Annotated in this window: 18 protein-coding genes and 1 pseudogene; 3 read left to right on the forward strand and 16 right to left on the reverse strand. The window is 71.9% G+C overall.

Going from position 1 to position 20,811, the window contains the following annotated elements; genetic code table 11:
- Window positions 1–2: 2 nt before the first annotated feature.
- The 3 genes from ACGFYN_RS23210 to ACGFYN_RS23220 all read right to left on the reverse strand — a co-directional run bounded on the left by ACGFYN_RS23210 (window position 3) and on the right by ACGFYN_RS23220 (window position 4,872).
- The gene (locus ACGFYN_RS23210; protein ID WP_393867731.1) at window positions 3–1,310 is read right to left on the reverse strand and encodes a serine/threonine-protein kinase; all 1,308 of its coding nucleotides are present in this window, start codon (window positions 1,308–1,310) and stop codon (window positions 3–5) included.
- A 3-nt stretch (window positions 1,311–1,313) separates the two neighbouring features.
- Window positions 1,314–4,307 (reverse strand): AAA family ATPase, encoded by a 2,994-nt coding sequence (locus tag ACGFYN_RS23215; RefSeq protein WP_393867732.1) that lies wholly within the window; start codon window positions 4,305–4,307, stop codon window positions 1,314–1,316.
- Between the two features lie 298 nt (window positions 4,308–4,605).
- A complete protein-coding gene (locus ACGFYN_RS23220; RefSeq protein ID WP_393867733.1) occupies window positions 4,606–4,872 on the reverse strand; it encodes a GlsB/YeaQ/YmgE family stress response membrane protein in 267 nt (88 codons plus the stop codon).
- A 154-nt stretch (window positions 4,873–5,026) separates the two neighbouring features.
- Here ACGFYN_RS23220 and ACGFYN_RS23225 point away from each other — a divergent pair.
- A pseudogene (locus ACGFYN_RS23225) lies at window positions 5,027–5,471 on the forward strand (amino acid permease); the annotation flags it as partial.
- Window positions 5,472–5,514: 43 nt separating this feature from the next.
- On the opposite strand, the gene ACGFYN_RS23230 reads toward ACGFYN_RS23225, so the two are convergent.
- The 13 genes from ACGFYN_RS23230 to ACGFYN_RS23290 form a co-directional block, all read right to left on the reverse strand.
- On the reverse strand, window positions 5,515–6,081 hold the full coding sequence (locus ACGFYN_RS23230; RefSeq protein ID WP_393867734.1) for an SMI1/KNR4 family protein: 567 nt from the start codon (window positions 6,079–6,081) through the stop codon (window positions 5,515–5,517).
- A 100-nt stretch (window positions 6,082–6,181) separates the two neighbouring features.
- On the reverse strand, window positions 6,182–6,574 hold the full coding sequence (locus ACGFYN_RS23235) for a YccF domain-containing protein (RefSeq protein ID WP_393867735.1): 393 nt from the start codon (window positions 6,572–6,574) through the stop codon (window positions 6,182–6,184).
- A complete protein-coding gene (gene htpX / locus ACGFYN_RS23240) occupies window positions 6,571–7,434 on the reverse strand; it encodes a zinc metalloprotease HtpX (RefSeq protein WP_393867736.1) in 864 nt (287 codons plus the stop codon). The genes ACGFYN_RS23235 and htpX overlap by 4 nt, the downstream gene beginning before the upstream one ends.
- A gap of 215 nt (window positions 7,435–7,649) precedes the next feature.
- Window positions 7,650–9,170, reverse strand: a complete 1,521-nt coding sequence (locus ACGFYN_RS23245) for an NADH-quinone oxidoreductase subunit N (protein ID WP_393867737.1) — start codon at window positions 9,168–9,170, stop codon at window positions 7,650–7,652.
- The gene (locus ACGFYN_RS23250) at window positions 9,167–10,741 is read right to left on the reverse strand and encodes an NADH-quinone oxidoreductase subunit M (RefSeq protein WP_393867738.1); all 1,575 of its coding nucleotides are present in this window, start codon (window positions 10,739–10,741) and stop codon (window positions 9,167–9,169) included. Before ACGFYN_RS23250 ends, ACGFYN_RS23245 begins: the two co-directional genes overlap by 4 nt.
- Before the next feature lie 6 nt (window positions 10,742–10,747).
- Window positions 10,748–12,742, reverse strand: coding sequence for an NADH-quinone oxidoreductase subunit L (locus tag ACGFYN_RS23255; protein ID WP_393867739.1), 1,995 nt, complete (start codon window positions 12,740–12,742; stop codon window positions 10,748–10,750).
- Window positions 12,739–13,128 carry an NADH-quinone oxidoreductase subunit NuoK gene (nuoK, locus tag ACGFYN_RS23260; protein WP_393867740.1) on the reverse strand — a complete coding sequence of 130 codons (390 nt, stop codon included), beginning with the start codon at window positions 13,126–13,128 and terminating at the stop codon, window positions 12,739–12,741. Before nuoK ends, ACGFYN_RS23255 begins: the two co-directional genes overlap by 4 nt.
- On the reverse strand, window positions 13,128–13,772 hold the full coding sequence (locus ACGFYN_RS23265; protein WP_393867741.1) for an NADH-quinone oxidoreductase subunit J: 645 nt from the start codon (window positions 13,770–13,772) through the stop codon (window positions 13,128–13,130). The genes nuoK and ACGFYN_RS23265 overlap by 1 nt, the downstream gene beginning before the upstream one ends.
- On the reverse strand, window positions 13,769–14,344 hold the full coding sequence (locus ACGFYN_RS23270; RefSeq protein WP_393867742.1) for a NuoI/complex I 23 kDa subunit family protein: 576 nt from the start codon (window positions 14,342–14,344) through the stop codon (window positions 13,769–13,771). The genes ACGFYN_RS23265 and ACGFYN_RS23270 overlap by 4 nt, the downstream gene beginning before the upstream one ends.
- The gene (locus tag ACGFYN_RS23275; RefSeq protein ID WP_393867743.1) at window positions 14,344–15,312 is read right to left on the reverse strand and encodes an NADH-quinone oxidoreductase subunit H; all 969 of its coding nucleotides are present in this window, start codon (window positions 15,310–15,312) and stop codon (window positions 14,344–14,346) included. The genes ACGFYN_RS23270 and ACGFYN_RS23275 overlap by 1 nt, the downstream gene beginning before the upstream one ends.
- Entirely contained in the window at window positions 15,309–16,853 is a 1,545-nt protein-coding gene (locus tag ACGFYN_RS23280) for an NADH-quinone oxidoreductase subunit C (protein ID WP_393867744.1), read from the reverse strand. Before ACGFYN_RS23280 ends, ACGFYN_RS23275 begins: the two co-directional genes overlap by 4 nt.
- On the reverse strand, window positions 16,850–17,473 hold the full coding sequence (locus ACGFYN_RS23285) for an NADH-quinone oxidoreductase subunit B (protein ID WP_393867745.1): 624 nt from the start codon (window positions 17,471–17,473) through the stop codon (window positions 16,850–16,852). The genes ACGFYN_RS23280 and ACGFYN_RS23285 overlap by 4 nt, the downstream gene beginning before the upstream one ends.
- Window positions 17,464–17,856 (reverse strand): NADH-quinone oxidoreductase subunit A, encoded by a 393-nt coding sequence (locus ACGFYN_RS23290; protein ID WP_393867746.1) that lies wholly within the window; start codon window positions 17,854–17,856, stop codon window positions 17,464–17,466. The genes ACGFYN_RS23285 and ACGFYN_RS23290 overlap by 10 nt, the downstream gene beginning before the upstream one ends.
- A 237-nt stretch (window positions 17,857–18,093) precedes the next feature.
- On the opposite strand from ACGFYN_RS23290, the gene ACGFYN_RS23295 reads away from it, so the two are divergent.
- Together ACGFYN_RS23295 and ACGFYN_RS23300 are read left to right on the forward strand one after the other, a co-directional pair.
- Entirely contained in the window at window positions 18,094–19,287 is a 1,194-nt protein-coding gene (locus tag ACGFYN_RS23295) for a sensor histidine kinase (RefSeq protein WP_393867747.1), read from the forward strand.
- A gap of 121 nt (window positions 19,288–19,408) precedes the next feature.
- A complete protein-coding gene (locus ACGFYN_RS23300) occupies window positions 19,409–20,767 on the forward strand; it encodes a sensor histidine kinase (protein WP_393867748.1) in 1,359 nt (452 codons plus the stop codon).
- Window positions 20,768–20,811: the final 44 nt, after the last annotated feature.

Raw genomic sequence — 20,811 nt, forward strand, 5'->3', positions numbered from 1 at the left:
CGTCACCCCCGGCCCTGCTCGCCGCCGGACAGCCGGGCGAAGTGGTCGGCCTGGAAGCGGTTGCCCGCCTGCCGGAACGCCCGCTCCGCGCGCCGGGCCAGGTCGGCGCGGACCGTCCCGTCCGACATCCGGGCGCCCGCCCGGACCAGGTCGTGCGCCTTCGCCCAGTGCGCGGCGGCGTCGTCGTACGTCCCCTGCTGCTCCAGCGCCTCCGCCAGCTCGGCCAGCACGGACGGTAAGAGGTCGCGCGCCGCGCGGCCGTCCTCGGCCAGCGGCCGCAGCAGCGACACGGCCTGCGCCGCCCTGCCCTCCGTCCGCGCCCGCCGCGCCTCGGCGAGCTCGCGGGTCCCGGGCGGCGCCGTCGGCCGTGCGGAGGCCACGGCGGCCGCCGGCCTGGCCTCCGGCAGCGCGTCCAGGGCGGCCATCACCTCGCCCGCGCCCCGGAAGCGGCGGGCGGGCCTTACCTCCAGACAGCGCAGGACCAGCGCGTCGAGTTCCGGCGGGACCGAGTTGTTGAGCGCGGACGGCGGGACGGGCAGAGCCTTGAGCTTCTGCTCCTGCAGCCACTCCCCGTGCGCCCGCCCGGGCAGTGACAGCGGCGGAACCAGGTGGTCGTAGGCGTGCCGGCCGGTGAGGCCCTCGTACATCAGCAGGCCCAGCGAGTAGAGGTCGGAGGCGGGCACGCTCGCCCCCGCCGCCGTCTCCGGCGCCATGTACTGGATGGTGCCGGCCGTGCCCGGGACCATGCCGCCGTCCAGCATGCGGGCGGCGAGCCCGAAGTCGATCAGCCGGACCGAACGGTCCGTGCCCAGCAGGACGTTGTCCGGTTTGAGGTCGCGGTGCAGCAGGGGCGGGACCAGGCCGTGCAGCCCGCGCAGCGCCAGGCAGATCTGCCGGGCCCACTTGACCATGAGCCGTGCGGGCACCCGCTGGAGCCTGGCGAACTCGGCGGCGAGGGTGCTCCCCTGCACGTACTCCATGACCAGGAAGGCCCTGCCGCCCAGGTCGCGGGCCAGCCCGCCGTCGTAGACGTGCACCAGATGGTGGCGAGCCTCGGTGTCGGCCATCGTGCCCATCGCCTCCGCGAGCAGCAGCACGTCGGCGAACAGGTCGGCGGCCGTCGCCTCGGTGATGCCCGTGCGCCGGGACAGCTTGCACGCCACCTGGCGCACCGGATTGCCGAGGATGTACTGCTCGCTGCGGTAGACCGCGCCGAAGCCGCCCCCGCCCAGCCAGTCGCGCAGTACGTAGCGGCCGTCGACCGTCCTGCCGGTCAGACCCCGCATGCCGGACTCATCGGTCGGGATCACGCCTCACGCACTCCTCTCCGGTCCGGGATCGGTCAACGGTCCGGGATCGGGCAACTCCCCTTCCGCATACGACACTTCGGAGCCCGCTCGCGGTTCCGGGGGAAGGAATCGGACCTCTGTGCCGGGTGTCCCCGTACCGAGGGCGACGTCCGCCGGACCGGTCCGGGAGAGGCCGACCACGACCCGGCCGCACGCGCGGTACTCCTGCGGACTCGCCTCGGCCGCCGCGAGGGCCGGGTTGTCCACCCAGTCCGTGAGGATCCGCCGCATCACCCGCCCGCCCTCCCGGCCCCGGGCCTCGCGGTCGAGCCGGTGACCCAGCTCCGCCGCCCGGTCCAGCAGCTCCGCCGAGACGACCAGCTCCTTCTCCCGGCGCTGACGCCAGCGTTCCTGCCACTGGTTCAGGATCTTGCGCCCGATGCCGTGCATGGCCGCCCGGTCGAGCTGGCGGAAGACGACGATCTCGCGGATACGGGCCAGGAACTCCGGTGTGAAGACCGGCTCCCCCTGCCGGTGCCGCACCTCGGCGAGGCGCTCGCGGACGGCCTTGGAGATGTCCTCGTCGGCGCTGTCCGGGCCCATCCGTGAGATGACCTCCTGCCCGGCGTTCGTGGTGAGGATGAAGATCGCGCGGTCGCCGTGCGCCTTCTCCCCGCGCTGATCGGTGATCCAGCCCTCGTCGAAGAGGTTGAGGAAGGGGCGCAGCACCTCGGGGTGCGCCTTCTCCGCCTCGTCGAGCAGGACCACGCAGTACGGATCGGCGTTGAGCTCCCCGATGAGCCGGCCGCCGCGGTCGAACCCCGCGTAGCCGGGCGGCGAGCCGAGGATGCTGGCCACGCTGTGCGGCTCGGTGAAGTTCCCCATGGTGTAGGTCTGCAGCCGCTTGGACGCCGAGTAGAGATCCGCGACCGCCTTGGCCAGCTCGGTCTTGCCGACCCCGGTCAGCCCGGCGAACAGCAGCACGGACGCCGGTCCCGAGGTGTCCGCCAGGCCCGCCTTGATGCGCCGCAGCTCGCCGGCGACGGTCCGCACCGCCCTTTCCTGACCGACCACTTGGGCGGTGAGCGCCGCCTCGTAGTCGATGCCGTCCTCGCCCGTCCCCGCGATCTGGCCGCGCGGCACGCGGGACAGCTCCGCGACCGCGTCGACGACCTCCGCCTGGGTCACCGCCTCGCGCTCGTCGCCCTGCTGGGTCCGGGCGTAGTGCAGGTCCTCGAAGGCGCGGCCGAGCACCCGGACCGCGGACAGCGGCAGCCGCTGGTGCTGGATGAACTCGCCCGCCAGCAGCACCGCCCGGCCCACCGCGTGGTCCTCGGCCGGGATGCCGAACTCCTCGGTCAGCCCGTCCGCCGCCAGACGCGCCATGTCGCACGCCGTCTCCCGGTCCGGCTCCCTCATCTCGATCCGGGTGGTCAGCTCCTGCAGGGCGTGGTCGGCGGCGACGAGGTCGTCGTAGTCGTGCACGGACAGCGCGCCGACCAGATGCATACGGCGTTCCTTGAGCGCCCGGCGCAACTGGAGCAGATGGTCGGTTCCGTGCGGGCCCCGCAGCAGTCCCCCGAGCCCGTCCAGGCAGACGACCAGGTCGGTGCGGCCGGAGACCTGCGCCACCAGCGCGGCGAGCTGGTCGCCGCTCTTCTCGGCCGCTACGTCACGGCAGTCGACCCGCAGGAACCGCTTGCGCCGCAGGAACGGGATCTCCCCCGCCGCCGCCCGCCGGGCCAGCTCGCGCAGCAGCGTCGTGGTGCCCACGCCCGGCAGGCCGGTGATCAGCACATGGTTGTTCTCGGTCCGGTGCAGCGCCCGGCACAGCGGATCGAAGTACCCGTCGAGGTGGCAGGCCGGTGTGATGCCGCCGGTGCGGGCGAGCCAGGTGAGGTCCTCGGAGGGCGGCAGGAACGCGGGCAGCGTGTACGCCGTCTCGCGAGGAGTGGTGCTGCGCGACTCCTGCAGCACCTCCCGTACGTGGGCCCGCAACCGGTCCGGATCGAGGCGCAGCGGGTCCGCGCGCAGGACCCCGGTCAGCCGGGGCGAGGGGTCGTCGAGGAGTGCGGCCAGCAGGTGCGGGGTGTCGATCCGGTCGGCGTCCCAGAGCGCGGCCGTGCGGCGGGACGCGAGCAGCAGGGTGTGGAAGGCGTCGCCGCATTCGTCGCGGTGCAGACGCGGTGGCGCCGGGCGGCCCCGCTCCGAGAGCCGGAAGGCCGCGGTGATGATCTCCGTGGCCTTCACCAGGCCGATCTGCGGGGGCAGTTGGAGTCTGAGCAGCCGCTCCGCGAGGCCCTCGGTCTCGCCGAGCAGGGCGAGCAGACAGTGCGGTGGCAGCAGCCGGTCGTAGCCCAGTTCGGCGGCCCGCTCGGCGGCCCGCTCCAGGACGGACCAGACGTCCGCCGTGAACTCCTCCGACCGCAGCCGCCCCGAGTTCTCGTCGAACAGCTCGGGCAGCGGCTCCAGTTGGACCCGCGCCCGCTGCCGTAACGCCTCGGCGGCCCGGGGCAGGTCCAGTACCTCGCCCAGGAACTGCCGGTCCTGCTCGTCCGGATGCTCGAGCACACAGGCCAGGAGCAGTTCGAGGGTCACCTCGCGGAGGCCGGGCGACGACGCGGACGTGGACGTGGGAGCGGCGGCCGTCTTGTCGGCGTGACCGGCGTACTCCGCGGCGAAGTCGGCGAACGCCGCCGTCAGTTCCGGGGCGATACGGCCGGGCGAACCGTCGAAGCCGTAGGCCGTGCCGGGCGGGTCGTAGACGTCGATCGCTTCCATGAGGTGCTGCGGTGCGGCACCCTCGGCGAGCGCCGCCTCCAGCGCGGGCAGCACCGCCGGGTCCCGGCCGGCCAGCACGGCGAACAGCACGTCGCCGGGCCTCAGCCGCTCGGACGCCCGCTCGGACGCCGCTCTCAGGACGTCATGGGTCCGCCGGTCCCCGCACGCCCCGGGGTCGAGGACACCGTCGGTGAACAGCAGCGGTGACAGTACGGACCCGGGCCTGCTCGGTGCCATGACTGAAGGGTCGTGCCGTGCGGAGTCTTCTGACTGCATACCTGTGCCCGCGGCTCCGCCCTGTACAGGTACCGGGCCCGCGAACCCACCTCCCCGTTGACGAAATGCTTCCACACGAGGACCCGTGTGACTCCCGCATCCGTCAAAAAGCACATGCCCCACCGCTCCGCCGGGAAGTGTGCACGAATCGAGGTGGCCGGCGATCAGGGACCGGGCGCGGCGGGGACCGGTGGCCGGCGGAGGGTGGTCGCCCGTCGACGCCCACCCTCCTTGCTGCTGGCCGCAGTCGGGGGCGTGCTCAGTTGCGCGAGTTGCCGAACAGGATGCGGTACGCGATCAGCAGGACCAGCGAACCGCCGATCGCAGCGGCCCAGGTCGCTCCGTCGTGGAAGCTCTTGGCGATGGGGTGGTCCAGCCAGCGCGACGAGATCCAGCCGCCGATGAACGCGCCCGCGACGCCTATGAGGGTCGTACCGATGAAGCCGCCCGGGTCCCGGCCCGGCAGCAGGAACTTGGCGATGGCTCCGGCCAACAGCCCCAGGATGATCCAGCTGATGATGGTCATGCCCTCAACCTGCCCTTCCGCGCTGTGCATGCACTTTCCGGACAGTGTGCATTCGGTCAAGATCCGCTGCGCTTCGCGCCTCGTGCCTGCCCTTTCGATGAACAGGACGTCACGACGGCGCTGTCCGGTTGCAGTGATCAGTGGTGTGCGGGCCATGACACCGACCGGTGCCGCCCCAGGGCTGCGGCGCACACTCGGCGCCGGCGACGCGGTGGTCTTCGGGCTCGCTCGATGATCGGGGCGGGCATCTTCGCCGCCCTGGGACCCGCGGCGCGGGCGGCCGGGTCCGGGCTGTTGCTCGGCCTCGCCATGGCCGCGGTCGTCGCCGACTGCAACGCCCTCGCCTCGGCACGCCTGGCCGCCCTGTATCCGGCCTCGGGCTGCACGTACGGGTACGGGCGCGAACGCCTCGGCCCGTTCTGGGCTACCTCGCGGGCTGGTCGTTCGTGGTCGGCAAGACCGCCTCGTGCGCGGCGATGGCGCTCTCTGTGGAGGCCTACGTCTGGCCCGGGCAGGCGCACGCCGTGGCGGTCGCAGCCGTGGTCGCGCTGACCGCGGTGAACTACGGCGGGCTGACCGCAGTCGCCGCGGCGTCGCGGGAGCCGCGGTGGACGGCGTCGCGGCGGACGGCGTCGCGCAGGACTAGGACGCTCGCCGTGTCTCCGTGCGTATGCGGAAATCGGCCCAAGGGGCCATCTCCAGCTCCTCGTTCGTCTCCTCGTACCAGCCCGTGCCGTCCAACCAGGTGCTCAGCCAGGCCGTGAGGCTGGGGGCGTCGACGTACCAGGCGTGGTCGGACTCGTCGGCGTTCGGCTCGAAGAGCAGGACGGGGGCCTCGGGGGCGCGGCAGTCCACGCATGCGTACATCGCGCAGCCCCAGTGGGATATCGGCAGGACGCCCTCGGGCCAGGGCCAGTCGGGATCCTTGCGGCCGCTCTCGCGGTTGGCGAGGTACTGCGCGACGGCGGCGGGCTCGCCGGCGGGCGGGCTGTCGAGCAGGGGCAACAGGCCGTACTCCGGGCCGAATCCGCCGTCGCCTATGCGCAGATAGAGATCGGCGAGCAGGGGAGGCAGGGCGAAGCCCAGGGCGGCCTCGGCACGGGCCAGGATCGACGCGTCGGCCGGCTCGGGCAGTGAAGGCCAGCCCCATGGACGGGTGCTGCGTGCCTTGGCCGCGACCCGCGCCAGCAACTGCTCGTTCTCGCTCATGGGTTCATGATGCAAGGCGCCACTGACATTCGGGCCGGCCTGTGGACAACCACCGGACTGTGGAAAAGCCGGTGCTTCGTCCAGCCTTCACCGCGGTCGGTCAGCGAGCCGCGAACGGCTCGTCCGTCCGCACGATTTCGCGGCCGAGCGGCAGCAGCGAGACCGGGATCAGCTTGAAGTTGGCGATGCCGAACGGGATCCCGATGATCGTGACGCACAGGGCGATGCCGGTGACGATGTGCGCGAGCGCCAGCCACCAGCCCGCGAGGACCAGCCACAGGACGTTGCCGATGCAGGAGGGCGCACCGGCGTCTCGGCGCTCGACCGTCGTGTACCCGAAGGGCCACAGGGCGTAGACGCCGATGCGGAACGCGGCGATGCCGAACGGGATCCCGATGATCGTGATGCACAGCAGGAGGCCCGCGGCCAGGTATCCGAGGAACAGCCAGAAGCCGCTCAGGACGAGCCAAATGACGTTCAGGATGGTTTTCACTGCTGACGACCTGCCATCTTCTCGAGCCGGGCGATGCGCTCTGCCATCGGCGGGTGTGTCGAGAACATCTTGGACAGTCCCTGCCCCGGGCGGAAGGGATTCGCGATCATCATATGGCTGGCGGTTTCGATGCGCGGCTCGGGCGGCAACGGCAACTGCTTGGTGCCCGCTTCGAGCTTGCGCAGCGCACTGGCGAGCGCGATCGGATCGCCGGTCAGCTGGGCGCCGGACGCGTCTGCCTCGTACTCCCTGGAGCGGCTGATGGCCAGCTGGATGAGGCTGGCCGCGAGCGGGCCCAGGATCATGATCATCAACATGCCGAAAATGCCCGGGCCGTCGTCGTCGTTCGAGCGGCCCACGGGGATCAGCCAGGCGAAGTTGACCAGGAACATGATCACGGAGGCCAGGGCGCCGGCGACCGACGAGATGAGGATGTCGCGGTTGTAGACGTGGCTCAGCTCGTGGCCGATCACGCCGCGCAGTTCGCGCTCGTCAAGGAGGCGCAGGATGCCTTCCGTGCAGCACACGGCGGCGTTGCGCGGGTTGCGGCCCGTCGCGAAGGCGTTGGGTGCCTCCGTCGGCGAGATGTACAGGCTGGGCATGGGCTGGCGGGCCTGGGTGGAGAGCTCGCGGACCATGCGATAGAGAGCGGGGGCCTCGAACTCGCTGACCGGCCGGGCACGCATCGCGCGCAGCGCCAGCTTGTCGCTGTTCCAGTACGCGTACGCGTTCGTGCCCAGTGCGATCACAACCGCGACGACGAGCCCCATGCGGCCGAAGAAACTGCCGATGACGATGATGAGGGCGGACAATCCTCCGAGGAGTACTGCGGTCCTTAGCCCGTTGTGCCGGCGGTGCACGGTACGCCCTCCAAGTGGTGCAGCAGGGGAACCCTTTGCTTACGGAGCTTGCTTGCTGTCTCGGGTACCACCGGTGCCGTGATTTCACGTCCAGTGGACCCTCCCGCACTGGTCAACGCCAGGCGAGGGTCACTAGTTCCCTTGTGCGTTCGGCGCCCCGCCTCGGCCGAGCGGGTGACGGCGGTCCGGGCGGCCGAGGTGCTCGGCCGGAGATCTCAGAAGAGGGTCGTGTCGGCGAAGCGCAGGATCAGCTGGGGTGCTCCGGAGAGGGCGACGGCGAGAACGCCGGTGAGGGTGATGGCCGCGGTGAGGGGCGCCGGGAGCCGGTGCTTGACGGGTTCGCCCTCGGGGGCGCGGAACAGCAGCGCCGTCCACTGAAGGTAGTAGAAGAGGGCGATCACGACGTTGACGGCCATGAGCACGGCCAGCCAGCCGAGTCCCGCGTCGACCGCCGCCGAGAACACGGTGACCTTGGCGAAGAGGCCGATGATGCCCGGGGGCAGTCCGGCCAGGCAGAGCAGGAAGAACGCCATCAGCAGGGCGGCGAGCGGGTTCGTCGCGTAGAGGCCGCGGTAGTCCGTGATGCGGTTCGCGGTCCTGGTGCGGCCCACCACTGCGGCGACGGCGAAGGCTCCGAGGTTCACCGCCGCGTACATGAGGGCGTAGGCGACCGTGGAGCCGATGGAGCGCTCGGCGTCGTCGGAGTAGGCGGCCGCGGCGATCGGCACGAGAAGGTAGCCGGCCTGGCCCACCGACGACCAGGCCAGCAGCCGTACCGCGCTGTACGCGCGCGTGGCCTGCTGACGCAGGGCGCCGACGTTGCCGACTGTCATGGTGAACGCGGCCAGGGCGGCGAGCGCGGGGCCCCAGACGTCGGCGTACGACGGGAACGCGACGACGGTGACGAGGATCAGGCCGGAGAAGCCGACCGCCTTGCCGACGACCGAGAGGAAGGCGGCGATCGGCAGGGGCGCCCCCACGTAGGTGTCCGGGACCCAGAAGTGGAAGGGCACGGCGGCCGTCTTGAAGGCGAAGCCGACCAGGGTGAGGACCACTCCGGTCTGGGCGAGCGTGTGCAGCTGTCCGTCGACGTGCTGGATGCGGCCGGCGACCTGGGTGAGGTAGAGGGTGCCCGTGGAGGCGTACACGAAGCTGATGCCCATGAGGCTGACGGCGGTCGCGGTGACCGACGACAGGAAGAACTTCAGGGCCGCCTCGGAGGACTTCTTGTCGCCGTACCGGAGCCCGACGAGCGCGAAGGCGGGCAGGGAGGCGACCTCCAGGGCGACGATCAGGGTCGCGAGGTCGCGGGAGGCGGGCAGCAGGGCGGCGCCGGCCGCGGAGGACAGCAGCAGGAACCAGTACTCCCCTTCGGGAAGCTGCTTGTCGGCGTCCTTCAGGGCGGTCACCGACAGCAGGGCGGCGAGGAGGGCGCCGCCGAGCACCAGGAGCTGGATGACGAGGGTGAACCGGTCGGCCGTGTAGCTGCACGCGTGCGTGCCGTGCACGCAGAAGGTGCTGCGGTCGCCGTCCAGCAGCGGCAGGAGCATCAGCCCGGCGGCGGCCAGGCCCGCGACGGAGGTCCAGCCGAGGAGGGGCTTGCGCGACTCGGGCACGAACAGGTCGGCGACGAGGACCAGGAGCGCCACCACGGCGGCGATCGTCGGCGGCGCGACGGCGAGCCAGTCGACGGACTGGACGAGGTTCGCGGCCAGCGGCTGGGCCAGGGAGCTCATCGGGTGCCTCCTGCGAGGAGCTGCTGGACGGCCGGGTCGGTCAGGCCGAGGAGGGTCCTGGGCCACAGCCCGGCGACGACGGTGAGGGCGACGAGCGGGGTCCAGGCCGCGAACTCGTACGCGTGGACGTCGGCGAGCTGCGGTGCTTCCTGCGGTGCGGCACCCATGCAGACGCGGCGGACCACGACGAGCATGTACGCGGCCGTCAGGAGCGTGCCGAAGGCCGCGATCGACATGAAGGTGAGGAAGGCGGGGCGGCTGAGGTCGGCGGCCGGATCGAACGCGCCGAACATTGCCAGCATCTCGCCCCAGAAGCCGGCCAGGCCCGGCAGGCCGAGCGAGGCGACCGCGCCGAAGGCGATCAGCCCGCCGAGGCGGGGGGCCTTGCCGTAGAGCGCGGCGCCGGTCTTGTCGGCGAGGGTGTCGAGGTCGGTCGTGCCCGTGCGGTCCTTCAGCGCGCCGACCAGGAAGAAGAGCAGGCCAGTGATGAGGCCGTGGGCGATGTTGGCGAACAGTGCGCCGTTCACGCCGGTCGGCGTCATGGTCGCGATGCCGAGCAGGACGAAGCCCATGTGGCCGACGGAGGAGTAGGCGATGAGCCGCTTCAGGTCGCCCTTCGCTCCCTGCTTGGCGAGGGCCAGGCAGGCCAGCGATCCGTAGATGATCCCGACGACGGCGAATGCGGCGAGGTAGGGCGCGAAGGTGTGGAAGCCGTCCGGCGCGATCGGCAGGAGAATCCGGACGAAACCGTACGTACCCATCTTCAGCAGGACACCCGCCAGCAGGACCGAGCCGACGGTCGGCGCGGAGGTGTGAGCGTCGGGCAGCCAGCTGTGCAGCGGCCACATCGGCGTCTTGACCGCGAGCCCGAGCCCGATCGCCAGAACGGCGATGACCTGCACGGACGAGGTCAGCGACCGGCCGTTGTCAGTGGCGAGTGCCACCATGTCGAATGTGCCGGCCTTGATCCCGATCAGGAGCAGGCCGAGCAGCATGACGACCGAACCGAGCAGCGTGTAGAGGATGAACCGCCAGGCGGCCCGGGTCCTGCCCTCGCCGCCCCAGCGGGCGATGAGGAAGTACATCGGGATGAGCACCATCTCGAACGCGAGGAAGAACAGCAGCAGATCGAGGACGGCGAAGGTCGCGAGGGTGCCGGACTCCAGGACGAGCAGCAGTGCGACGAAGGCCTTCGGGGTCGGGCCCGCGGGCATCTTGAAGTACGAGTAGAGCGCGCAGAGGAAGGTCAGCAGCGCGGTCAGGACCAGAAGGGGGAGGGAGATGCCGTCGATGCCGAGGTGGATCCGCACGTCGAGTGCGGGGATCCAGCTGATGTCGGTCGTGGCCTGCATCTTCGACGGATGGTCGTGGTCGAAGCCGAGCGCGAGGACGATCGCGGCGATGAGGACCACGCCGGTCACTGTCACGCCGTGCCGCAGCACGGCCTGCTCGGGCGACTTCCCCTTCAGCCCGGGCGGGGCCGGCAGGAGAGCGGCGAGCGCGCCGAGGAGCGGCACGACGACGATCAACGCCAGAAGGACCTGCATCACGGACTCGCTGATATCGATCACGCCTGCTCACGCTCCCGTGGCGACGAGGACGACGGCGACCGCGAGGACGACGGTGCCGGCGAGCAGCGCGCTCACATAGGTCTGCACATTGCCGGTCTGGGCGCGCCGTACGGCGCCACCCAGCAGGCGGGGTAGGGCGCCCGCACCGCGTACGTAGGTCTCGACGACCTCGCGGTCCAGGAACCGGACGAGACTCGCTCCGGCCTGGACCGGGCGGACGAAGAGTGCCGCGTACACGGTGTCCAGGTGGAAGCCGACGGCGGCGTGCCGGTGCAGCGGCCCGAGCAGCAGCCGCCCGGGGTCCGCCGGGTCGGGCGCGGAGGCGACGTCGCCGTACGCGGGCGCGTGGGTGGCGATGGCCTCGGCCTCGACGAGTCCGGCGTCGCCCTCGGGGTGGGCCGCGACCGCACCCAGCGGGACGCGGGCCGCGAGTGCCGTGCTGTGCCGCCAGGCGGCGTAGGTGACGATGCCGCCGATCAGGGCCACGCCCGTGCCGAGCACGGAGGTGGTGAGGGTCGGGGCGAGGTCGCGGCCGTCGAACCAGTCGGGCAGCGAGCGGTAGGCGAACCCGCCGAAGGCGAGGGACGGCACGGCGAGCACCCACAGCACCACGGTCATGGTGAGCGGCTGGCGGCCGTGGTCGGGGGCCTCGGCGCCGTGGCCGCGGAAGGTGAGCAGCCACAGCCGCATCGCGTACGCGGCGGTGAACGCGGCCGTGATCAGGCCGGCGACAAGGGTGATCCAGCCCGCGGCGCCGGGGGCGTGCTCGGTGTGGCCGGTGGCGACGTGCTCGGCGGCGCCGAGCACGGACTCCTTGGAGAAGAAGCCGCTGAAGGGTGGGATCGCGGCGAGCGCCAGCAGCGCCACAGTCATCGTCCAGAAGGCGTCGGGAACGCGGTCGCGCAGGTTGCTCATGCGGGACATGGCGGCCAGGGAGTTGGTGCCGGCGGCATGGATGATCACGCCGGCCGCGAGGAACAGCAGCGCCTTGAAGGCGCCGTGGGACAGGAGGTGGAAGACGGCGGCGGAGCGGTCGCCGACGGCGAGGGCGCCGGTCATGTAGCCGAGCTGGCCGATCGTCGAGTAGGCGAGGACGCGCTTGATGTCGTCCTGGGCGAGTGCGGCGAGGCCCGAGCCGAGCATCGTGACGGCGGCCATGACGGCCATGACCACCATCGCGGCCGCGGAGGCCTCGAAGACCGGGAGGAGACGGGCGACGAAGTAGACACCGGCGGCGACCATGGTCGCGGCGTGGATCAGCGCGGAGACGGGCGTCGGGCCCGCCATCGCGTCGGGGAGCCAGGTGTGCAGCGGGAACTGCGCCGACTTGCCCGCCACGCCGGCCAGGAGCAGCAGGGCGATCAGCGTCGGGTGGCCGAGTCCGCCGTGCGCGACGGTGCCGAGGACCTTCGTGATACGGAAGGAGCCGGCGTCGGTGGCGAGGGCGAACAGGCCGATGAGGAAGGGGACGTCACCGAGCTTGGTCACCAGGAAGGCCTTGATGGAGGCGGCGCGGGCCTCCGGTGTCTCCCAGTAGTGGCCGACCAGGAAGTACGAGCAGATGCCCATGATCTCCCAGCCGACCAGCAGCACGATCAGGTCGCCGGAGTAGACGACGAGCAGCATCGCGGAGGTGAAGAGGGAGACGAGAGCGGCGTACGAGGGGTAGCGCGGGTCGTCGCGCAGATAGCCCGTCGAGTAGATCTGCACACAGGTGGCGACGACGCCGACCAGGACGGCGACGAGGGCGGCGAAGCCGTCGATGTGCAGGGCGAGTTCGATCGGGACCGAGCCGGTGGGCGTGAGTTCGGTGTGCGAGTCGACGGCCTGGCCGCCGCCCTGGCGCACGGCGACCAGCACGGCCGCCGCGAAGGCGGCGAGGGTCGGCAGGACGGCGAGCGGGCGGACGAAGCCGGGGGCCGTGCGCCCCAGGAGCAGACCGGTCACGGCGCCCAGGAACGGCAGGAGGGGGACGAGGACGGCGAGGGTGGTCGTGGTCACGCGGTGGCCTCAGCCTTCCCGGTCTGATCCGCCGCCGGGACGCCGTCGTCGGGGCCGTCGCTCTCGTGGCCCTCGGCGCTGTCGCGGAGCTTGTCGATGTCGGAGGTGCCGCGGTTGCGGTAGACGGCGAGGACGATCGCCAGGCCGATGCCGATCTCTGCGGCGGCGATGGCGATGGTGAACAGGGTCAGTGCCTGGCCGGAGTGCAGCGTGTCGCGGGCGGTCCTGCTGAGCCAGACGTCGAAGGCCACGAGGTTGAGGTTGACGGCGTTGAGCATCAGCTCGACGGACATCAGGACCAGGATCGCGTTGCGGCGGGCGAGGACGCCGTACAGGCCGGTGCAGAACAGGAGGGCGGAGAGTACGGCGGGATAGGCGAGGTGCATCAGCGGACACCTTCCTTCGCGCTCCGGCTGCCCGGTACGGCCGGGGTGCCCGCGGCACCGGACGCCGCGTCCGCCTTGGCCTTGCGGGACAGGACGATGGCGCCGACCAGGGCGGCGAGCAGGAGGACGGAGAGGGCCTCGAAGGGGAGCACCCAGTTCTGGAAGAGGCTCGCTCCGGTGACGGCGGTGGAGCCCGCGGCCGGGCCATCCAGGTCGATCCAGGTCGTACGGAAGGCGTCGACGACGACCCAGACCAGGGCGGCGGCCGCGGCGACGGCCACGGTGAGGGCGGCCCAGCGGTTGCCCGAATCGGCGTCCGGGGAGCGGCCGATCGGGGCCCTGGTGAGCATCAGGCCGAACAGGAGGAGGACCACGACGGAGCCGACGTAGATGAGGACCTGCACCCAGGCGATGAACTCGGCGGTGAGCAGGAGGTATTCGACGGCGAGGCCGCCGAGGGCGACCACCAGCCACAGGGCGGCGTGCACCAGCTGCCGGGTGGTGACGGTGACCAGGGCCGCGCCGAACGTGACCAGGCCGACGAGGAGGAAGGCGATCTCCACGCCGGTCGGGGAGAGGAAGCCGTGAGCGTCGGCGGCGACGGTCGTGGCGTGGGCCGCGGTGGCGGCTGCGGCGGGGCTCACGACTCTCCTTCCTGCGGTTCCGCCTGGGCGGCCGCCAGCTTCTCGGCGGTCTTGCGGGCGGCGGCGATCTCCTTCGGTTCCTCCGCGCCGGGGTCGAGGGCCGGCGGGGCGGGGACCGTCCACATCCACTCGCGGAGCTTGTCGCTCTCGTGGGTGAGCTCGTGGATGTCGGTCTCGGCGTACTCGAACTCCGGGGACCAGAACAGGGCGTCGAAAGGACAGACCTCGATGCAGATACCGCAGTACATGCACAGGGCGAAGTCGATGGCGAAGCGGTCCAGGACGTTGCGGCTGCGTTCGCGGCCGCCCGGGGCCGCCGCCGGGACCGTCTCCTTGTGGGAGTCGATGTAGATGCACCAGTCGGGGCACTCGCGGGCGCACAGCATGCAGACCGTGCAGTTCTCCTCGAACAGGCCGATGACGCCGCGGGTGCGGGGCGGCAGCTCGGGCTGGACGTCCGGGTACTGCTCGGTGACGGACTTGCGCGTCATCGTGCGCAGGGTGACGGCGAGGCCCTTGGCCAGGCCGGAGCCGGGGATGCGGGACCGCGTGGAGGGCAGCGGCTCAGCCATCAGGAGATCACCACCTTGACGATGCCGGTGAGGGCGATCTGGGCGAGGGAGACGGGGACGAGGAGGGTCCAGGAGAGCTTCTGGAGCTGGTCCTCGCGCAGACGGGGGTAGGTCACGCGGAGCCAGATCACGAGGAAGGCGAGCACGGCGGTCTTCAGCAGGGTCCAGACCCAGCCGAGGCCGTCGGCGCCCCAGGGGCCGTGCCAGCCGCCGAGGAAGAGGACGGTGGTCAGGCCGCACAGGACGATGATCCCGGCGTACTCGGCGAGGAGGAACAGGGCGAAGCGCAGGCCGGTGTACTCGGTGTACGCGCCGAAGATGATCTCCGAGTCGGCGACGGGCATGTCGAAGGGCGGGCGCTGGAGCTCGGCGAGTCCGGCGACGAAGAAGACGACCGCGCCGACGATCTGCCAGGGCAGCCACCACCACTCGAAGGCGTCGAGGATGCCGGGGAGGGAGACGGTGCCTGCCGCCATGGCCACGGAGGCGGCGGCGAGGAGCATCGGGAGTTCGTAGGCGAGGAGTTGCGCGGCGGTGCGCAGGCCGCCGAGGAGGGAGAACTTGTTGGCGGAGGCCCAGCCGGCCATGAGTGAGCCGAGGACGCCGACGCCCATCACCGCGAGGACGAAGAAGATGCCGGCGTCGAGGACCTGGCCGACCGCGCCCTCGCCCGGGCCGATGGGGATGGCGAGGAGGACGATCAGGTACGGCAGGAGGGCGACGGCGGGGGCGAGCTGGAAGACGCGGCGGTCCGCGCCCGCCGGGACGATGTCCTCCTTCTGCGCGAACTTCACGCCGTCGGCGACGAGTTGGGCCCAGCCGTGGAAGCCGCCGGCGTACATCGGGCCGAGGCGGCCCTGCATGTGGGCCATGACCTTGTGCTCGGTCTGGCCGACGATCAGGGGGAAGGTCAGGAAGACGACGAAGACGATCAGGAGACGCAGGGTGACGTCCAGGGCGTCGTTCACTGCGTGCCTCCTGCGGGGTCTTCGGGGTTCGCGGCCGGGTCGTCGGGGTTCGGGGACTTCTTGCCGGCGGGGGGCTTGCCGCCCGGAGCCTCCTCGGAGGAGGCCGGCTCCGAAGGGGGCTCACCCTCGCCGGGGGCTCCCCCGGGCGCGCCCGAACCGGCGTCGGCCGCGCTCGACTTCGCCTCCGGCTTCCGCTCCGCCTGCGGCTTCCGATCCGGCTCCGGCTTCCGCTCCGGCTCCGGCTTCCGCTCCGGCTCCGGCTCCGGCTCCGGCTCCGGCTCCGGCTCCGGCTCCGGCTCCGGCTCCGGGCCAGGCTTCGCCTCCGCTTCCGATCCCGCCTCCGCACCCGGTTCGTCGAACGCCGGGCGGGCGTGGTGCCACGGGGCGTCCGAACTGCGGGGGGCGGGGCGGGTGTTCTGGGTTTCGGGTGCCGGGGTGCCGGCCGTCTGCGCGGACGGGTCTTCGCCGGACGCGGTCTCCGCCTCACCGGACTCGGCGGCCTGCCTCTGGCTCGCCGACCCCTCCCCGGCCGTACGCGCACGTCGGGGCCCGGCCGCAGCGTTGCCACCGGACGCCGAATCCGTCGGCCGGCTCTCGGAGCCCTCCCCCGCCGCACGCGCGGGTCGCGGCGCAGCCGCAGCCCCGCCCGCCGCGGGAGTCGCCGCCTGACTGGCAGAGCCCTCCGCCGCCGAACGTGAACGCCGCGCCGCACCGGTACCCGCACCCTCGCCGGCCGCCGGCGCAACCGCCTGACTCGCGGACCCCTCCGCCGCCGAACGAGAACGCCTCGGCGCACCCGCTCCCGCACCCTCGCCCGCCGCCGGAGCCACCGGGCTCGCCGTCTGACCGGCAGAGCCCTGGGCGGCAGAGCCCTGGCCGGCCGACCCCTCCCCCGCCGTCCGTGCGCGCCGGGCCGGGCGTTCGCCCGGCGTTCGGGGTGCGCCTCGGGCCTGGCGGGCCGGGGCAGGGGGGAGTTGGCCCTTGAGAGGGCCCCACTCGTTGGGGTCGGGGACGCCCGGGGGGAGCATCTGGCGGCGCTTGGGGCCGCCGTGCTCGGACTCGCCCGGTTCCTTGGCGCCCGGCCAGGCCTTGGCGACGCGGGCGGCGAGTACGAAATCCTTGCGCAGGGGGTGGCCTTCGAAGGTCTCCGGGAGCAGGAGGTGGTCCAGGCCGGGGTGGCCTTCGAAGACGACGCCGAACATCTCGTGGGTCTCGCGTTCGTGCCAGCCGGCGCCCGCGTAGACGCCGACCGCGGAGGGCAGCGCCGGTGCCTCGTGCGGGACCGTGGTGCGCACCAGCAGCCGGCGCACCGGCGACAGGGACACCACGTGGGCCGAGACGCGGAAACCCGTGCCAGGTTCGTCGACCGCGCTCAGCCAGTCGAAGTAGGTGCAGGTCAGCCGGTCGCGCGCCACCTCGAGCGCGGCGAGCCAGGACCCCGGCGGGACATCGACCGTCAGGAGCTCGTACGACTCCTCGGCCGTGGCGTCCGTACCGAAGAGTTCCGCTGCGGAGGCGGGCAGCCAGCCGACCGTGCTCATCGCCCCTCCCCGGACGGGGGCTCGGCGGCCGGCGGCTCGACCAGACCGCTCTGCAGGGCCGCGGCCGACGGGCGTGAGGTGCCGTACCGCTCGCCCAGCGACTCCCGGGCGATCTTCTCCTGGAGCTTCAGGATTCCCTGCAGCAGGGCCTCGGGGCGGGGCGGGCAGCCGGGGACGTAGACGTCGACCGGGATGATCTGGTCGACGCCCTTGGTGACGGAGTAGGAGTCCCAGTAGGGGCCGCCGCAGTTGCTGCACGCGCCGAAGGAGATGACGTACTTGGGTTCCGGCATCTGCTCGTACAGGCGCTTCACGGCGGGGGCCATCTTGTCCGTGACCGTGCCCGACACCACCATCAGGTCGGCCTGGCGCGGCCCGGGCGCGAACGGGATGACGCCGAGCCGGATGAAGTCGTGGCGGGCCATCGAGGCGGCGATGAACTCGATCGCGCAGCAGGCGAGGCCGAAGTTGAAGACCCACAGGGAGTAGCGGCGGCCCCAGTTCAGGACCACCTTCATCGGCTCCGGCGCGAGGCGGGCCAGCGCGCCCAGCCTCTTCGGCTCCGGCAGCAGAACGGGCTCCGCCGGCTGCCCGTCGGTGTCTGGCGTCGTCACGTCCATGCCAGAACGCCCTTCTTGTATGCGTACAGCAGGCCCACGGTCAGGAAGCCGAGGAAGATGAACATCTCGACGAGCGTCGTCGCGCCGTAGCCGGGCGCGGCGAAGACCGTCGCCCACGGGAACAGGAAGATCGAGTCGACGGCGAAGATGACGTACAGGAAGGCGTAGACGTAGTAGCGGACCTGGGTGTGGGCCCAGCCCTCGCCTACCGGGTCGACTCCGCACTCGTACGTCAGAAGCTTCTCGGGAGTGGGCACCACGGGCCGCAGCAGGCGGCCGGCCCCGAAGGCGACCGCGACGAAGAGCACGCCGACGAGGGCGAGCAGTCCGACGACGGAGTACGACTGGAAGTAGTCCGCCGCGACGACGGTCGGTTCCCGCACGTCCGTCCCCTCGCTCCCTGACTCGGCCCGCCCCTGACCTGCGGCCCTGATGAACACTGCTGTCCGACGATCTGTACGCACGGGAGTCTAGGCCCTGATAAAGGGACGGTAAGCAGCCCGTCACGCCTTGAGATGCGCTTGAGATGCCGGGCCGGATGCCGGGGTGGGGTTTTCCCCAGGGAACGACGCCTGCCGACCTCATGGCGCCGGCGCCCGGCGCGCGGCACGCTAGCCCATATGACCGAACGACTCTCGCGCCCGATGGGGACTCCGGAAGGTGACGGCGACCGTCTGCCGCCGCCCCGTTTCGCCTACGACCGGCAGACCTGGAAGGAGATCGCGCACCTCCTGGCGAACTTCCCCGTGGCACTGCTCGGCTTCGTCTACGTCGTGACGGTGCTGTTCACCGGCGTCGGGCTCACCGTGACCGTCATCGGCCTCCCGCTCCTCGCGGCAGGCCTGGCGGGCTCCCGGGTGCTGGGCCGGATGGAGCGGGGACGGGCCAGGAGGCTGCTCGGGCTGCACATCGACGAGCCGAGCCCGCTGCCCGGACGCGGATCCGGCTTCCTCCCCCGGATGTGGATGCAGCTGAAGGACCCGGTGGGCTGGCGGACGGTGCTGTACGACTTCATCCGGCTGCCCTGGGGCGTCTTCACCTTCGCCATCACGCTGACCTCGCTGTTCGTGCTGTGGCCGGTGCTGCCGTTCACCGCGCGCCTGCTCACCAACGCCGACCGGGCGATGGTGCGCGGGCTGCTGTCGCCCTCCGACGAACTGGAGCGGCGGATCGCGGAGCTGGAGTCGGACCGCGGGGTCGTGGTCGACACGGCCAACGCCGACCTGCGGCGGATCGAGCGCGATCTGCACGACGGGGCGCAGGCCCGCCTGGTCAATCTGGCGATGGGGCTCGGCCTGGCCAAGGAGAAGCTCCTGGAGGACCCCGACTCGGCGGCGGAGATGGTCGCGGAGGCGCACGGCGAGGTGAAGCTCGCGCTCCAGGAACTGCGGGACCTGGCCCGGGGCATCCATCCGGCCGTACTGACCGACCGCGGTCTCGACGCCGCCCTGTCCGCGGTCGCCTCGCGCTGCACCGTGCCCGTGAAGGTGACGGTCGACCTCGCCGCACGGCCCGCCGCGGCCATCGAGGGCATCGCCTACTTCACCGTCTCCGAGCTGCTGCAGAACGTCAGCAAGCACAGCGCGGCGAAGACCGCATCGGTCGAGGTGTGGCGGGCGGCGGACCGGCTGCTGATCCAGGTGGAGGACGACGGCCGCGGAGGCGCGAGCCTCGACGCCGGCACCGGGATGAAGGGGCTCGCCGACCGGCTGGGCGCCGTCGACGGGCTGTTCGTCATCGACTCGCCGCCAGGCGGGCCGACCGTCGTCACGGCGGAGCTGCCGTGGCGCGACCGCGCCGAGGGCCAGGGGTAGGGAAAACCCCCCTTCCAAGACGCCGACGTACTCCATGGATCGCGGACCTGCGGCGGAGGACCGTGGAGGTAGGGCGGGACAGCCGCAGGGATGGGCAGGACGAGTAGAACGGACGACGCCGATGGCCACGCAGTACGGACAGGGCTACGGGCACGGTTACGACGACGGGTTCGGCCGCGGCGAGCGGCGGCGGCTGCCCGCCGGACTGCGGGCGCCGTTCGAGGCGCGCAGCTGGCGCGAGTTCGCGTATGTGCTGCTGAGCCTGCCGATCGGCATCGCGCTGTTCGTCTACGCCGTCACGATGGTCTCGCTCGGTGCCGGTCTGCTGGTGACGTTCCTCGGCGTCCCGGTGCTGGCGGCGGGGCTGGCGGGCTGCCGGGGCATCGCGGCGCTGGAGCGGACCCGGGCGCGCGCGCTGCTGGGCCTCGAGGTGGGCGACCCCGAGCCGCTGCGGATGAAGAAGTCCGGCGTGATGGCCTGGATGGGGGCGGTGCTGAAGAGCGGCACGTCCTGGCGGTCGCTGCTGTACGCGCTGCTCCAGTTCCCGTGGTCGGTGTTCTCGTTCGTCGTCGCGGTGAACTTCTGGGCCTACGGCTGGGCCCTGCTGACGTATCCCCTGTGGTTCTGGCTCTTCCCCATGTACGGCGGCCAGGACGGACTCCAGCTCTACGGCGACTCGACCCACAGCATCTACCTCGACAACCCCTTCGAGATCACCGTCACCGCGCTGGTGGGACTGATCTTCACGCTGGCCACGCCGTGGATCGTGCGGGCGCTGACCACCGTGGACCGGCTGATGGTGCACGGGCTGCTCGGCCCGTCGCAGCTGTCGGCGCGCGTGGTGGAGCTGGAGTCGGACCGCGGTGTCGTGGTGGACACGGCGGCCGCGGACCTGCGGCGGATCGAGCGGGACCTGCACGACGGGGCGCAGGCCCGGCTGGTGGCGCTCGCCATGGATCTGGGTCTGGCGAAGGAGAAGCTGACGGAGGATCCGCAGGCGGCGGCGCGGATGGTCGACGAGGCGCACGGCGAGGTGAAGACGGCGCTCCAGGAGCTGCGGGACCTCGCGCGGGGCATCCACCCGGCCGTGCTGACCGACCGCGGTCTCGACGCCGCCCTGTCCGCGGTCTCCTCGCGGTGCACCGTGCCGGTGCAGGTGGAGGTGGACCTCGCCGAGCGGCCGGCGCCGGCGATCGAGGGGATCGCGTACTTCACGGTGTCGGAGCTGCTGCAGAACATCAGCAAGCACGCGCGGGCCACCTGGGCGGCCGTGGACGTGTGGCGGGTGGAGGACCGGCTGATGGTGCAGGTCATGGACAACGGGGTGGGCGGCGCGAACGCCTCCGGCGGTTCGGGGCTGGCCGGACTCGCGGAGCGCCTCGACGCCGTCGACGGGATCCTCGTGGTGGATTCGCCGGCCGGCGGACCGACCCGGGTCACGGCGGAGCTGCCTTGGCGCGGGGAGCGGTCGCTCGCGTGAGGACGGGGGCTGCCCCGACCGGTTTTCGCGGGCTGAAAGACGCC

This window comes from Streptomyces sp. NPDC048419, from assembly GCF_043200415.1.
In the GTDB taxonomy this organism is placed as follows: Bacteria; Actinomycetota; Actinomycetes; order Streptomycetales; family Streptomycetaceae; genus Streptomyces.

Excerpts from the sequence above, each read along its gene's own strand:
- ACGFYN_RS23215 (WP_393867732.1), bottom strand. The coding sequence starts at position 4,307 with ATGGCACCGAGCAGGCCCGGGTCCGTACTGTCACCGCTGCTGTTCACC.
- ACGFYN_RS23220 (WP_393867733.1), bottom strand. The coding sequence starts at position 4,872 with ATGACCATCATCAGCTGGATCATCCTGGGGCTGTTGGCCGGAGCCATC.
- ACGFYN_RS23230 (WP_393867734.1), bottom strand. The coding sequence starts at position 6,081 with ATGAGCGAGAACGAGCAGTTGCTGGCGCGGGTCGCGGCCAAGGCACGC.
- ACGFYN_RS23245 (WP_393867737.1), bottom strand. The coding sequence starts at position 9,170 with ATGAGCTCCCTGGCCCAGCCGCTGGCCGCGAACCTCGTCCAGTCCGTC.
- nuoK (WP_393867740.1), bottom strand. The coding sequence starts at position 13,128 with ATGCACCTCGCCTATCCCGCCGTACTCTCCGCCCTCCTGTTCTGCACC.
- ACGFYN_RS23270 (WP_393867742.1), bottom strand. The coding sequence starts at position 14,344 with ATGGCTGAGCCGCTGCCCTCCACGCGGTCCCGCATCCCCGGCTCCGGC.
- ACGFYN_RS23280 (WP_393867744.1), bottom strand. The coding sequence starts at position 16,853 with ATGAGCACGGTCGGCTGGCTGCCCGCCTCCGCAGCGGAACTCTTCGGT.
- ACGFYN_RS23285 (WP_393867745.1), bottom strand. The coding sequence starts at position 17,473 with ATGGACGTGACGACGCCAGACACCGACGGGCAGCCGGCGGAGCCCGTT.
- ACGFYN_RS23295 (WP_393867747.1), top strand. The coding sequence starts at position 18,094 with ATGACCGAACGACTCTCGCGCCCGATGGGGACTCCGGAAGGTGACGGC.
- ACGFYN_RS23300 (WP_393867748.1), top strand. The coding sequence starts at position 19,409 with ATGGCCACGCAGTACGGACAGGGCTACGGGCACGGTTACGACGACGGG.